The sequence below is a fragment of the Pseudomonas sp. YA1 genome, assembly GCF_058680555.1.
The window spans coordinates 90,822-104,613 of the sequence record NZ_JBZWBG010000014.1 but is presented as its reverse complement, the minus strand read 5'-3'; the positions used below and the strand labels follow the sequence as shown (position 1 = coordinate 104,613).

At 65.4% G+C, this 13,792-nt stretch carries 13 protein-coding genes; 5 read left to right on the top strand and 8 right to left on the bottom strand.

What is annotated here, in order from left to right:
- Positions 1-132: 132 nt before the first annotated feature.
- From flgE to AC4OR5_RS20605, 6 genes are all read right to left on the bottom strand, one after another.
- Positions 133-1,521, bottom strand: a complete 1,389-nt coding sequence (gene flgE, locus AC4OR5_RS20630; protein WP_003086405.1) for a flagellar hook protein FlgE — start codon at positions 1,519-1,521, stop codon at positions 133-135.
- A 27-nt stretch (positions 1,522-1,548) separates the two neighbouring features.
- Positions 1,549-2,262 carry a flagellar hook assembly protein FlgD gene (gene flgD, locus AC4OR5_RS20625; RefSeq protein WP_003111390.1) on the bottom strand — a complete coding sequence of 238 codons (714 nt, stop codon included), beginning with the start codon at positions 2,260-2,262 and terminating at the stop codon, positions 1,549-1,551.
- Positions 2,263-2,274: 12 nt separating this feature from the next.
- Positions 2,275-2,715, bottom strand: a complete 441-nt coding sequence (flgC, locus tag AC4OR5_RS20620; protein ID WP_019395771.1) for a flagellar basal body rod protein FlgC — start codon at positions 2,713-2,715, stop codon at positions 2,275-2,277.
- A 5-nt stretch (positions 2,716-2,720) separates the two neighbouring features.
- On the bottom strand, positions 2,721-3,128 hold the full coding sequence (flgB, locus tag AC4OR5_RS20615; RefSeq protein ID WP_003133966.1) for a flagellar basal body rod protein FlgB: 408 nt from the start codon (positions 3,126-3,128) through the stop codon (positions 2,721-2,723).
- A gap of 252 nt (positions 3,129-3,380) precedes the next feature.
- Positions 3,381-3,743, bottom strand: coding sequence for a DUF5064 family protein (locus AC4OR5_RS20610; protein WP_003111391.1), 363 nt, complete (start codon positions 3,741-3,743; stop codon positions 3,381-3,383).
- 66 nt (positions 3,744-3,809) lie between these two features.
- A complete protein-coding gene (locus AC4OR5_RS20605) occupies positions 3,810-4,127 on the bottom strand; it encodes a DUF2288 domain-containing protein (protein WP_003133968.1) in 318 nt (105 codons plus the stop codon).
- A 298-nt stretch (positions 4,128-4,425) separates the two neighbouring features.
- On the opposite strand from AC4OR5_RS20605, the gene AC4OR5_RS20600 reads away from it, so the two are divergent.
- From AC4OR5_RS20600 to AC4OR5_RS20580, 5 genes are all read left to right on the top strand, one after another.
- On the top strand, positions 4,426-5,547 hold the full coding sequence (locus AC4OR5_RS20600) for a branched-chain amino acid ABC transporter substrate-binding protein (protein ID WP_003086396.1): 1,122 nt from the start codon (positions 4,426-4,428) through the stop codon (positions 5,545-5,547).
- A 260-nt stretch (positions 5,548-5,807) separates the two neighbouring features.
- On the top strand, positions 5,808-6,731 hold the full coding sequence (gene livH, locus AC4OR5_RS20595) for a high-affinity branched-chain amino acid ABC transporter permease LivH (RefSeq protein WP_003086391.1): 924 nt from the start codon (positions 5,808-5,810) through the stop codon (positions 6,729-6,731).
- A complete protein-coding gene (locus tag AC4OR5_RS20590; RefSeq protein ID WP_058159962.1) occupies positions 6,728-7,981 on the top strand; it encodes a high-affinity branched-chain amino acid ABC transporter permease LivM in 1,254 nt (417 codons plus the stop codon). Before livH ends, AC4OR5_RS20590 begins: the two co-directional genes overlap by 4 nt.
- Positions 7,978-8,745 carry a high-affinity branched-chain amino acid ABC transporter ATP-binding protein LivG gene (livG, locus tag AC4OR5_RS20585; protein ID WP_003082125.1) on the top strand — a complete coding sequence of 256 codons (768 nt, stop codon included), beginning with the start codon at positions 7,978-7,980 and terminating at the stop codon, positions 8,743-8,745. The genes AC4OR5_RS20590 and livG overlap by 4 nt, the downstream gene beginning before the upstream one ends.
- Before the next feature lie 2 nt (positions 8,746-8,747).
- The gene (locus tag AC4OR5_RS20580) at positions 8,748-9,449 is read left to right on the top strand and encodes an ABC transporter ATP-binding protein (protein WP_003086389.1); all 702 of its coding nucleotides are present in this window, start codon (positions 8,748-8,750) and stop codon (positions 9,447-9,449) included.
- 76 nt (positions 9,450-9,525) lie between these two features.
- Here the strand turns inward: AC4OR5_RS20580 and AC4OR5_RS20575 are convergent, their stop codons facing one another.
- Positions 9,526-11,820, bottom strand: a complete 2,295-nt coding sequence (locus tag AC4OR5_RS20575) for a tetratricopeptide repeat protein (RefSeq protein WP_009315439.1) — start codon at positions 11,818-11,820, stop codon at positions 9,526-9,528.
- Between the two features lie 36 nt (positions 11,821-11,856).
- A complete protein-coding gene (locus tag AC4OR5_RS20570; protein ID WP_079381392.1) occupies positions 11,857-13,767 on the bottom strand; it encodes an ATP-binding protein in 1,911 nt (636 codons plus the stop codon).
- Positions 13,768-13,792 lie beyond the last annotated feature (25 nt).

The following is a 13,792-nucleotide window of genomic DNA, read 5'->3' as shown; positions in this document are numbered from 1 at the left end:
AAGTTATTGATTTAAATGGATTTTACAAAAAAGAAAGCCTCCTTTCGGAGGCTTCGGGGGCAACCCCTGGCCAGGGGTTGCCGCTGGCGGCAAGGGCCTTGCCGGTGCCCGGACGGCACCGGCTCGCCGTCATCAGCGCAGGTTGATGATGGTCTGGGTCACCGCATCCTCGGTCTGGATGGTCTTGGCGTTGGCCTGGTAGTTGCGCTGGTGGACGATGAGGTTCACCAGTTCGTTGGAGATGTCCACGTTGGACGCTTCCAGCGCGCCGGATTGCAGCGCCCCCAGGGTGCCCGAGCGCGGCGCGCCGACCGCCGGCTCGCCGGACTCCGCGGACTGCACCCAGGAGGTCTTGCCGATCGGCGTCAGACCCTGGATGTTGGCGAAGTTGGCCAGCACCACCTGGCCCTGCACCTTGGACTGGCCATTGGTGTAGCGGGCGAAGATCACCCCGGTGTCGTCGATTTCCAGGCCTGCCAGCTGACCGGTGGTGTAGCCGTCCTGGATCGGGTTGCTCTGGGCGAACGCGGTGGAGTACTGGGTGGTCTTGCGCATGTCGAAGGAGATGCCGCTGGCGGCACCGGTCGCGCCGTTCCAGGCGTAGGTCGGCGGGGTCTTGCCGTCCGAGGCCGCCGGAATCCAGCCGGTGCCGGGAGTCGGCGGATTGCCGGTGGCCGGGCTGAACTGGATCACGTTGGTGGTCGCGTCGATGCTGAAGCCCGGCCCGCTGGTGCTGCCGTCCGGCGCCCGTACCGAGGTCATCTGGCCGCTGGCGTCGAAGGTGACGTTGAAGCTCATCGGCGTCTTGTTCGACGGGTCGAGCGGATTGACCCCGTCGATCAGCACTTTCATGGTCCAGCTGTTCTCCGGAATCGGCGGGGTCGCATTCGGATCCGGCTCGTTCTTGATGAAGAACTGGCTCATGGTGTGGGAATTGCCCTGGCTGTCATAGATGCCCAGCGAAGAGGACGAGTTGTAGGTGGCGGCGTCGGACGGATCGAACGGCGTCACGGTCGGCGGCTTCAGCGTCGAGTTGAGGTTGTACGACTGCTGGATGCTCGAGGTGGCCTGCGGCGCCTGGTTGGCGCGCTCGACCTTGAGGTCGGTGACCACGCCGTTCTGCAACTGGCCGTTCGGCCCGACGGCATAGCCCTGCAGGCGGTAGCCGTTGTTGTCGACGATGAAATCCTGCTTGTCGGTATTGAAGTAGCCGGCGCGGGTGTAGCTGATCGCCCCGTTGTTGCTGGTGACGAAGAAGCCGTTGCCGTTGATGGCCAGGTCCAGCACGCTGTTGGTCGAGTCGATGTTGCCCTGCTTGAACATCTGCGAGACGTCCGAGAGCAGCACGCCGCTGCCCTGCGGGTTGCTGCCCGAACCCAGCACCGAGGCGGCGTAGACGTCGGCGAACTCCGCGCGGGATTGCTTGAAGCCTACGGTGCCGGCGTTGGCGATGTTGTTGCCGGTGACGTTCAGGCCGCTGGAGGCCGCCTGGATGCCGCTCAGGCCGATGTTGAAACTCATGGATAGCTCCTTGCCGGAAACGCCGGCTTACTGGCCGATGATCTGTACTTTGGACAGCGCGATGCTGCCCAGGCCTGCGAGGTTGAGCATCAGCTCGCCGCCGTTCTGCCCCAGGGTGACGCTGTCGACGTTGGCCGGCAGGTAGGTCTGGAGCCCGTAGGTCTTGCCGTCGATCGAGGTCTGCGCCTCGAACTTGTAGGTGCCCGGCGGCATGATGTTGCCGCTGCTGTCCTTGCCGTCCCACATGAAGCTGACGCTGCCGGCAGCCTGCTGGCCGAGGTTGATGCGGTTCACCACGGTGCCCTTGTCGTCGTAGACGTTGACCCAGACGTTGCTGCTGGAAACCGGCAGGTTGAGGGACGCCTTGAAGGTGTCCTTGGTGTCCACCACCGACTTGTCGGTCGCCACGATGACCTTGCGCCCCACCAGCGACGAGGCTTGCAGGGCCTGCGACGACTGGTAGTTGGAGAGAATGCTCTCCATGCTCTTGTTCAGCGACTGCACGCCTTCCACGGTGCTGAACTGGGCCAGTTGGGCGATGAACTCGCCGTTCTGCTGCGGCGACATCGGGTCCTGGTTCTTCAACTGGGCCACCAGCAGCTTGAGGAATTCGTCCTTGCCCAGGTTGCTGCTGCCCTTGACGCTCTGCCCGGTCTCGGTGGCGCCGCTGCCGGCGGCGCGATTGCTGCCGTTGACGTTGCCGGTGTTGCTGCTGGTGCCGCTGACGTTATCGATGCTCATGCTCTACTCCGCTCACTGACCCAGGGTCAGGACCTTCTGCATCATCTGTTTGGCGGTATTCATCATTTCCGCGTTGGTCTGGAAGGCACGGCTGGCGGAAATCATGTCGGCCATTTCCTCGACCACGTTCACATTGGGGTAATACACGTAGCCGTTGGCATCCGCGGCCGGATGGTTCGGCTCGTAGCGCGGCATCAGCGAACTCTGGTCCTCGACGACGCCCAGCACCTGCACGCCGGCGCCGGAGCTGTCCTGGTCGGCGAACAGCGAGCCGCTGTCGCCCTGGGCCTGCTGGAACATGGTGGAGAACACCGGATGGCGGGCGCGGTAGGTCTTGTCGACGCTGGAGGAAACCGTCTCGGCGTTGGCGATGTTGCTGGCCACGGTGTTCAGGCGGGTGCTCTGGGCGCTCATGCCGCTACCGGCAATGTTGAAGACACTGGCGAGGGACATGGCGGTTACTCTCCACGCAGGGCGCTGACCAGCCCTTTGAATTTGCTGTTGAGGAAGGTGAAGGACGCCTGGAAGTGCATGGCGTTCTCGGCGTAGTTGGCCTGCTCGATCTGGGCGTCGACAGTGTTCTGGTCGATCGACGGCTGGACCGGGATGCGGTACTGCAGGCTGCCCTCGCCCATGCCGAAACCTTCGGCGGCGATATGCCGCTCGTTGGTGATGCGGGTGGCGAAGGTACCCTTGGCGGCCTTGTCCTTCTGCTCGGCGAGAACCGCGGCGAAGTCCAGGTCGCGAGCCTTGTAGTTCGGGGTATCGGCGTTGGCCAGGTTGTTGGCCAGCACTTCGGCGCGCTGGGCGCGGAAGCTGAGGGCCTGCTGGTGGATACCGAGTGCTCTGTCGAAACTGATGCTCATGGCTGCGAACCTGTTTGCCGGTGTGGCTTTCGTCGCCAACACTTCAGCAAGGCCCGTGCCAGATTATTAAAATCCTTTATATTCAATAACTTGAGTTTATTTCAGGACAACCCGGAAGCGGCAAGCGGCAAGCCGTTTCCGCTTGCCGGCAAGGGTGGCAAGCCCCTGGAACGGCTTCTCCGGCAAACGAAAAAAGGCCCGATATCGTCGATATCGGGCCTTTCCCATGCTTCCGGCCGCTGGGGACTCGGCTCACTCGTGGCGAATGATCCGCTCGAGATCCACCGGTTCGCCGGGATGGGCATGCAGCTTGGCGCGAATGTCCTCGAACATCGCATCGTATTCCTTGTGCACCCGGGTGATCGCGCCGAACTTCGGGTGCAGGCCGTGCTTCTGGGCGACCCGCGTGGCATCGCTGGCGAAGTTGAAGGCGGTATCGCGCGGCAGCTCGAAGGAGTCGCTGAACGACTTGCCATCGATCTCGCCGTCCATGTCGAAGTGCACATAGGCGCCGGATTCGGCGTTCTGCCGCACCTCGTAGCGGATATGGATATTGATGTCCTGCTGGTCGAGGCCGGGCAGGCTGACCAGATGGAGGTGGCCTGGTTCGAACATGACGAATCTCCTGGTGGGAATCGGAATCAGTCTAGCCAGGGTCGAGCGAAAGAAAACCGCCCTGGATCAGTGCAACGTCGCTTTTTCCGCGCGTTCCTGAATGACCACCCAGGGCGCCACCACCACCGCCCAGAGGGTCGGGTCGCGTTCGAGGAAGTCCTTGGCCGCGTCCTCCCCGACCTTGCTCAGGCCGCCGCCGGAAAGCCAGGCGGCGACCTTCTCGCGGGCGTCCCCGGCCAGGGCCTCGGCGACTTCCACCAGGTCCAGCGCGGCATCGACCTGGAGCAAGGCGCCACGGGCGAAGAACGGTTGCAGCTCGGCCCAGGAAATGACCGCGGTCTCGCCGAGCAGCTTGGCATAGAGGGTGCTAGTTTGTTCTGTCATGGGATCTACCTGGATTGCATGGGCGCCATGATAACGCCCGCCGGTAGCCCACGACAGCCGAAGGGAAACCGGGCCCAGGGAGGTGAGGCAGGTCCGCGCCGTTTTTCTATACGTTTATGTCAACCAGGCGACACGACTCACGGGAGCTCGCCGTGCCGTGCTTTTCAAGCGACGAAGCGCCGCTCTACACTGTACCGGTACAGTTCCCGGGGTCCGTCCATGACGATCACCCGGTCTCCTCCGGCCCCCGCGGCCGCGAGACTACAACAATGACAACACACAAGAAGAGTGGAGCACTATGAAGAAGGGTACTCAGCGTCTATCCCGCCTGTTCGCCGCGATGGCCATTGCCGGGTTCGCCAGCTACTCCATGGCCGCCGACACCATCAAGATCGCCCTGGCTGGCCCGGTCACCGGTCCGGTAGCCCAGTACGGCGACATGCAGCGCGCCGGTGCGCTGATGGCAATCGAACAGATCAACAAGGCAGGCGGCGTGAACGGCGCGCAACTCGAAGGCGTGATCTACGACGACGCCTGCGATCCCAAGCAGGCCGTGGCGGTCGCCAACAAGGTGGTCAACGACGGCGTCAAGTTCGTGGTCGGCCATGTCTGCTCCAGCTCCACCCAACCCGCCACCGACATCTACGAAGACGAAGGCGTGCTGATGATCACCCCGTCGGCCACCGCCCCGGAAATCACCTCGCGCGGCTACAAGCTGATCTTCCGCACCATCGGCCTGGACAACATGCAGGGCCCGGTGGCCGGCAAGTTCATCGCCGAACGCTACAAGGACAAGACCATCGCGGTACTGCACGACAAGCAGCAGTACGGCGAAGGCATCGCCACCGAGGTGAAGAAGACCGTGGAAGACGCCGGCATCAAGGTTGCCGTCTTCGAAGGCCTGAACGCCGGCGACAAGGACTTCAACGCGCTGATCAGCAAGCTGAAGAAAGCCGGCGTGCAGTTCGTCTACTTCGGCGGCTACCACCCGGAAATGGGCCTGCTGCTGCGCCAGGCCAAGCAGGCCGGGCTGGACGCGCGCTTCATGGGCCCGGAAGGGGTCGGCAACAGCGAAATCACCGCGATCGCCGGCGACGCCTCGGAAGGCATGCTGGCGACCCTGCCGCGCGCCTTCGAGCAGGATCCGAAGAACAAGGCCCTGATCGACGCCTTCAAGGCGAAGAACCAGGATCCGAGCGGCATCTTCGTCCTGCCCGCCTACTCCGCGGTCACTGTGATCGCCAAGGGCATCGAGAAAGCCGGCGAGGCCGATCCGGAGAAGGTCGCCGCGGCCCTGCGCGCCAACACCTTCGAGACTCCCACCGGGAACCTCGGGTTCGACGAGAAGGGCGACCTGAAGAACTTCGACTTCACCGTCTACGAGTGGCACAAGGACGCCACCCGGACCGAGGTCAAGTAAGCATCGTTGCAGTACGGAGCCCACGTCACCCACCGTGGGCTTTGTTTTAGTACCCGCATGATTCCGCGAGCGGCGGCCCGGCAAGGGCAGGCGAAGACCGGCAGCGTTCACTCCTGGTGGACGGGAGCGCGGCTTTCCCCTGCCTCCCGCCGGCCCGCCGCGCGCCGGATCGTGACGGGTCTCAGCAGCGTTCCGGCCCCACACCCGCGAGCCGAACGTCTACCTGCCGTACAACGGCGGGCGTTTAGCGAGAGAGTCCCATGCCCGAGATTTATCATTACCTACAACAATTGGTTAACGGCCTGACCGTCGGCAGCACCTATGCGCTGATCGCGATCGGCTACACCATGGTCTACGGCATCATCGGCATGATCAACTTCGCCCACGGCGAGGTGTACATGATCGGCTCGTACATCGCCTTCATCGCCATCACCCTGCTGGCGATGATGGGGCTGGACAGCGTTCCGCTGATGATGCTCGCCGCGTTCGCCGCCAGCATCATCGTCACCAGTGCCTTCGGCTACAGCATCGAGCGGGTCGCCTACCGCCCGTTGCGCGGCGGCAACCGCCTGATCCCGCTGATCTCCGCGATCGGCATGTCGATCTTCCTGCAGAACGCCGTGATGCTCTCGCAGGACTCCAAGGAAAAGGCCATCCCGACCCTGCTGCCCGGCAACTTCGTGTTCGGCGAAAGCAGCATGAACGGCGTAGTGATCTCCTATATGCAGATCCTGATCTTCGTCGTCACCTTCCTGGTGATGTTCGGCCTCACCCTGTTCATCTCCCGCTCCCGCCTGGGCCGCGCCTGCCGCGCCTGCGCCGAGGATCTGAAGATGACCAACCTGCTGGGTATCAACAGCAACAACATCATCGCCCTCACCTTCGTCATCGGCGCCGCCCTGGCCGCCGTCGCCGCGGTGCTGCTGGGCATGCAGTACGGCGTGATCAACCCCGGAATCGGCTTCCTCGCCGGGATCAAGGCGTTCACCGCCGCGGTGCTCGGCGGCATCGGCAGCATCCCCGGGGCCATGCTCGGCGGCCTGCTGCTGGGCGTCGCCGAAGCCTTCGGCGCCGACGTGTTCGGCGACCAGTACAAGGACGTGGTGGCCTTCGGCCTGCTGATCCTGGTGCTGCTGTTCCGACCTACCGGCATCCTCGGTCGTCCGGAGGTGGAAAAAGTATGAGCCAGTCCCTCAAGCGCGCGCTGTTCAGCGCCCTCCTCGTGATCCTGGTGTCCTATCCGATCCTCGGCCTGAAGCTGCGCACCGTCGGCATCAAGCTCGAGGTCCTCGGCGCCGATGCGCAGACCCTCTGGACCATCGCCGCGGCCGCCCTGGCCATGTTCGTCTGGCAGCTGTTCCGCGACCGCATCCCGCTCAAGCTGGGTCGCGGCGTCGGCTACAAGGTCAACGGCAGCGGCCTAAAGAACTTCCTCAGCCTGCCATCGACCCAGCGCTGGGCGGTCCTCGCCCTGGTCGTGGTGGCTTTCGTCTGGCCGTTCTTCGCCTCGCGCGGGGCGGTGGACATCGCCACCCTGATCCTGATCTACGTGATGCTCGGCATCGGACTGAACATCGTGGTCGGCCTGGCCGGCCTGCTCGACCTCGGCTACGTCGGCTTCTACGCGGTGGGTGCTTACACCTACGCGCTGCTCGCCGAGTACGCCGGGTTCGGCTTCTGGACCGCGCTGCCGATCGCCGGGATGATGGCCGCGCTGTTCGGTTTCCTCCTCGGTTTCCCGGTGCTGCGCCTGCGCGGCGACTACCTGGCGATCGTGACCCTCGGCTTCGGCGAGATCATCCGCATCCTGCTGCGCAACATGACCGAGATCACCGGCGGCCCCAACGGCATCGGCTCGATCCCCAAGCCGACCCTGTTCGGCCTGACCTTCGAACGCCGCGCGCCGGAAGGCATGCAGACCTTCCACGAGTTCTTCGGCATCGCCTACAACACCAACTACAAGGTCATCCTGCTCTACGTGGTGGCCCTGCTGCTGGTGCTGCTGGCCCTGTTCGTGATCAACCGGCTGATGCACATGCCGATCGGTCGCGCCTGGGAAGCGCTGCGCGAGGACGAAGTGGCCTGCCGCGCTCTCGGTCTCAACCCGACCATCGTCAAGCTCTCCGCCTTCACCATCGGCGCCAGCTTCGCCGGTTTCGCCGGCAGCTTCTTCGCCGCCCGCCAGGGCCTGGTGACGCCTGAGTCCTTCACCTTCATCGAGTCGGCGATGATCCTTGCGATCGTCGTGCTCGGCGGCATGGGTTCGCAGCTCGGCGTGATCCTCGCCGCGGTGGTGATGGTGCTGCTCCAGGAAATGCGCGGGTTCAACGAATACCGCATGCTGATCTTCGGCCTGACCATGATCGTGATGATGATCTGGCGTCCCCAGGGACTGCTGCCGATGCAACGCCCGCACCTGGAGCTGAAGCCATGAGCCGACCGATTCTCGAAGTGAGCGGCCTGACCATGCGCTTCGGCGGCCTGCTGGCCGTCAACGGCGTCAACCTGAAGGTCGAGGAAAAGCAGGTGGTCTCGATGATCGGCCCGAACGGCGCCGGCAAGACCACCGTGTTCAACTGCCTGACCGGCTTCTACCAGCCCACCGGCGGCCTGATCCGCCTCGACGGCGAGGAGATCCAGGGCCTGCCCGGTCACAAGATCGCTCGCAAGGGCGTAGTGCGGACCTTCCAGAACGTCCGCCTGTTCAAGGAAATGACCGCGGTGGAGAACCTGCTGGTCGCCCAGCACCGCCACCTCAACACCAACTTCCTCGCCGGCCTGTTCAAGACCCCGGCGTTCCGCCGCAGCGAGCGCGAGGCCATGGAGTACGCCGCGCACTGGCTGGAGGAAGTCAACCTTACCGAGTTCGCCAACCGCAGCGCCGGTACCCTCGCCTACGGCCAGCAGCGACGCCTGGAGATCGCCCGCTGCATGATGACCCGCCCGCGGATCCTCATGCTCGACGAGCCGGCCGCCGGCCTCAACCCGAAGGAGACCGACGACCTCAAGGCGCTGATCGCCAAGCTGCGCAGCGAGCACAACGTGACGGTATTGCTGATCGAGCACGACATGAAGCTGGTGATGAGCATTTCCGACCATATCGTGGTGATCAACCAGGGCGCCCCCCTGGCCGACGGGACGCCGGAGCAGATCCGCGACAACCCGGACGTGATCAAGGCTTATCTGGGGGAAGCGTGAGCATGCTGAGTTTCGACAAGGTTTCCACCTACTACGGCAAGATCCAGGCGCTGCACGACGTCAGCGTGGAAGTGAAGAAGGGCGAGATCGTCACCCTGATCGGCGCCAACGGCGCCGGCAAGTCGACCCTGCTGATGACGCTCTGCGGCTCGCCGCAGGCGGCCAGCGGCAGCATCCGCTACGAAGGCGAGGAACTGGTCGGCCTGCCCTCCTCCACCATCATGCGCAAGAGCATCGCGGTGGTCCCGGAAGGCCGCCGGGTATTCTCCCGCCTGACGGTGGAAGAAAACCTGGCGATGGGCGGCTTCTTCACCGACAAGGACGACTACCAGGTGCAGATGGACAAGGTGCTGGAACTCTTCCCGCGCCTGAAGGAACGCTACGAACAGCGCGCCGGGACCATGTCCGGCGGCGAACAGCAGATGCTCGCCATCGGCCGCGCGCTGATGAGCAAGCCAAAGCTGTTGCTGCTGGACGAACCTTCGCTCGGCCTGGCGCCGATCATCATCCAGCAGATCTTCGAGATCATCGAGCAACTGCGTCGCGAAGGCGTCACCGTGTTCCTCGTCGAGCAGAACGCCAACCAGGCGTTGAAGCTCGCCGATCGCGCCTACGTGCTGGAGAACGGCCGGATCGTCATGCACGACACCGGCGCCGCCCTGCTGACCAACCCGAAGGTGCGCGACGCCTACCTCGGCGGCTGAGCACCGTCCCGCCGTAGACTTCAGCGCCTACGAAAACGGCCCTCACGGGCCGTTTTTTTATACCGAGGCGTACCGGCTACAGGCCGTAGCGCTCGATAGCGTCCAGGTGCGGCTGGGTGTCGACCTCCGCCGCTTCCGCCAGGCGCAGCCAGCACATGCGGTGCGGCCATTGCCCGGTGGCCTCCTGCAACGCCTGGTGCAGGTCGCGCGGCGCCTGCTGCGCGGGTGTCGCGACGGTGAAGTAGATCGCCCGCAGTTCCTCGCCGCTGCTGGCATCGGTGACCTGGTAGTCGCGGTTGCTGTGCACCCAGACCTTCCAGCCGCGCGCGTCGAGCGTTTCGCGGAAGGCGTCGAAGGCCTCGTCGCCCGGATAGACGCCGTCCACCAGCCAGCTCGGCGAGTAACCACCGCTCTCGAGGACGTGCACCACCGCATAGGTGGGAACGAAACGCTTGCGCTCCTCCTCGTCTTCCGGAGCCGGATAGATCAGGCCGGCGTCGAACACCACCCAGTCACCGACCCGCTGGCTGCGATTGCCCGGCGCGTTCTCGAGGACCCGCGCGGTCACCGGGCCGGTGCGCCGGGCGTAGTAGTCGAGCGCTTCGCCATCCTCGATGTAGCGGACGATCACCCAGCCCCAGTCTTCCTCGATCGGTCCGTCGCCGGCGGCGAACTCCATGCCCATGCCGGCGGCGACCTCGCGCAGCATCGTCCAGTCGCGCGCGGCGCTGGCGGCGGTCATCTGGTCCCACTGCACCGACTGCGGTTCCTCCAGCTTGCCGGCCAGTCGCTGGTAGGCCAGCGCCGCCTCGGCGAAGCGATCCTGCTCCATCAGCGCCTTGCCCAGCAGGCTGTGGGCCCCCAGCGAGCCGGGAGAAATCTCCAGCACCGATTGGCAGGCGCGCTCCAGCTCCGGCCAGTCGTTGAGCTTCTCGGCCAGCTTGACTTCGCTCCACAGCGCGATCAGCGGCACACTGTCGGCGTAGAGCCGGCCGAGGCGCTTGACCTGGTCGTACTCGCCGCGCGCCAGCAAGGCATTGAGCAGGTAGTAGGCCAGTTGCTGCTCCTCGTCGGTATGGCGCTCGACGTATTCCCAGAGCAGGTCGATGGCCTCGTCGTCGGCGGAGCAGGCCTGTAGCGCCGAGGCGGCCACTTCGCGCAAGGCGGTGTCGTCGGGCCGCTCGGCCAGCGCCTGGAGCAGCCACTGCACTTCTTTTTCCGGGTTGCGCGGCGCGTCTTCGCTGCCCTGCGCAGCCAGCCAGTCGAGCAACTCCGCAGCCGGCACCGGCAGCTCCTGCTGCTGCGGCGCGGCATCGATTTCGGCCCTCAACCCGGCGAGCAACTGGCTGGCGCCCCGATCACGCTGCAACTGCTGCGCATGCTGTTCGGCCAGCGCCAGGTGGCGCCTGGCGCTCCACACCGAACCGCGTTGCAGCGCGAGGCGGATGGCCTGGCTGGCAACATCGATGACCACCCGGTGCGCACCCTTCTGCGAATAGTGTTCGAGCATCTGCTGCAAGCGCCCGCCGAAGTCCCAGGTGTTGCGCTCAGGGGTCCGTTGCAGCAGCAGGTAGACCGCGCGCAGCCAGATCGTACGGTAGCGCGGGGCAATCTCGGAGAACGGCAGCAGCGCCTCCAGGGCCTCCTCGTCGCGCCCCAGCAACGCCAGGCCGTGGGCCTTGTACAGACGCCGCGGCTGGCTGATGTTGTTCCACTCCGCGCCCTCGACCTTCTCCTCCATCTCGCCGATCAGGGCCAGCGCCTGTTCCGCGCGCCCCAGGTTCAGCAGGATCGCCACGCGCATCTCCAGGAGGCTGTCGAATACCTCCTCGCCGGCGGCGAGGATCTTCTTCTCCTGTTCGGCCAGGAAGGCCAGGGCATCTTCGCCGCGCCCGTCGTCGAGCAGCGCCTCGGCCTTCTCGTTGCTCAGGCAGTGGAAGCAGGCCCAGGTCGGGTCGATCCGCGCCAGGGTCTCGTCGCACACCTCGATGCGTTCCTCCACCCAGCCCGGGCCGTCGACGTTGGCGTAGCACGACGCCAGGTCCTGGGTCACGCAGACCGACTGCGGGCAGGCCTGGGTGTCGTCGCGGTTGGCCAGTTCGAACAGGGAAACGGCGTCGGCCAGGGCGGTCTCACCCTCCAGCTGGTTGCCGACCCGGTTACGCATTTCCCAGTGGCGGACGAAGATTTCCAGCCACGGGTTGTTCAACGTCCGGCTCAGCGCCTTGACCTCCGGCAACAGCGCCTCGGCGCGCTCCACCTCGAGGTCGCAGACGTACGCGGTGAGTTCGTCGATCAGCCGCGCACTCTGCTCCTGGCCGGCCTCACGCAGGTCGGCGCGGAGCTTCTCCACCCAGTTCCAGATATCCATATGCTTCAGTCTCCATCAGGCGTGTTGCGAATTTTCTTATTGCCCCAGCAGGCGCTTCACCGAATCGGCGAGTCCGGCCAGGGCCTGGTTCAGCGAGGTCGCGGGCTGGCCGCGTCCCTGTCCGGCGATGATCACTTTGAACGAGCGCAGCAGCAACGCTGCATGGGCCGCTTCGCCGCGTTCCTCGCCGACGGCCGCGAGCAGCGCCTGCACCGCCGGATTGTCGAGGTTGACGTAGAGCCGGCTCGGCTGGCGATTGTCGAGCTTGCGGGTGAACTGCCGGGCCAGGCGCAACGCCGCGGTGGAAATACGCTTGTCGGCCTCGTCGTCCTCCAGTCGCCGCTTGAGTTCGGCGTCGCGGTCGGGCACCACCACAAGCGGCAATTCCTCGGGGCTGAAGCGGGCGATCACCAGTTGCTCCTCGGCGCCGCCCAGGTGTTCGGCCAGCCAGCCGGTCTCGCGCTCGGGCAGTCGGTCGAGGCGGAACAACTGGCGGTTGCCCTGCTCGGTGCCCAGCTCCACCAGGCGCATCCCCTTGGCCTGCGCCCAGCGACGGAGGAAGGGTACCACCGCATAGCGATTGCCATGGGCCACCGGTACGCCCATGGCACGGAACAGCATTTCCTCGAAGCCGCTGTCGTTGTCCAGCAGCACATGCACCGCTCCGCGCGAAAGGAGTTCGGAAGCCGGGAGGTCGCCCTGGGAGGTGGGTACGCGCAGGCTGTCCATCATCAGCGTGAACAGACGCTCGTCGCACAACGCCGCTCCCAGCAGGGCCTCGTTGTGCCGCAGCAGGACCCGCCGCCAGGCCTCCGGCTGCTGCCGCGCCACCTCGCCGAGCCCGGCGATCAGCGCCTCGGCCAGCGCATGCTGGATCGCCGCGTAATGGTCGTCACGCTGCAGGTCCTCGCGGCTGGCGGTGGGCGTCAGGCGGTTCGACTCGATCACCCCGCCGACGAACCCGGCCCAGGACGGCAGCAGGTCGCGGGCGTCATCGTCGAGCAGCATGCCGCGAAGGAATACCGAGAGATTGCGGTTGTCGCTGGTGCCATAGGTGCCGCCGTCCTGGATCCACAGCAGACCCTGCACGTCGACCCGCTCGTCCGGGCGCACCGGCAGGCAGCAGATCGGTTCGAAGTCATGTTCGAAACGCGCGGCGAACTCCAGGTCGCGGCGCTGCCGTTGCAGCGGGTGCAGCGCGGCGTCGGCGGCCAGCCGCCACGGCGGCGGCTCCGGGTTGATCGGCTGGGCGTCGCCGCCGACGTGGATCGGCTCGCGCAACAGCACGCAGTAGCGTTCGAGGATCTCGCGCAGGCGCGCGGCCTGGGTCAGCGCACTGTATTCGTCCTGCAGTTCGAGGGTGATCTCGGTGCCTACCGGGCGCGCCGGCATCGGCGTCACGCTGTATTGCTCGGCGTTGCTGGAGACGTAGCAGAAGCCCAGCTCCGGCTGCTGGTAGGACGTGGTCCGCACGCTGACCCGGCGGGCCAGGACGAAAGCGGAGAGGAAGCCCAGGCCGAACATGCCGATCAGCCCGCTGTCCTCGTGGCCGGACTGGCGCAGTCCGCGGGTGTAGCCGACGCCGACGGTGGCCAGGTAGGCGTGGATTTCGTGTTCGGTGAGGCCGGCGCCGGTGTCGACGATGCGCACGGTGTTGCTGGCGCTGTCGCCGATCACCTCGATTCGCGACGGCCCTTGCCAGTCGGGCTGCTCCAGGCGGCGACGGAGGATCGAGTCGTGGGCGTTCTGCACCAGCTCGCGCAACGCCACGGTGGGCGTGGAATAGAGGTGCTTGCTGAGCACCGACATCACGCCGTTGAGGTCGACTCCAGCGCGACGGATCTGGGGAGTGTTCGATTGCGGAAAGCTGCTTTGCATGTCCCTATCCAAGCGTTCGATGAATGGCGTCCGCTCGCGCGCGAGCGGTCCGGTGCGGGATTCTGCCACGTTCCGTCACGTTCCTTGTGCAACG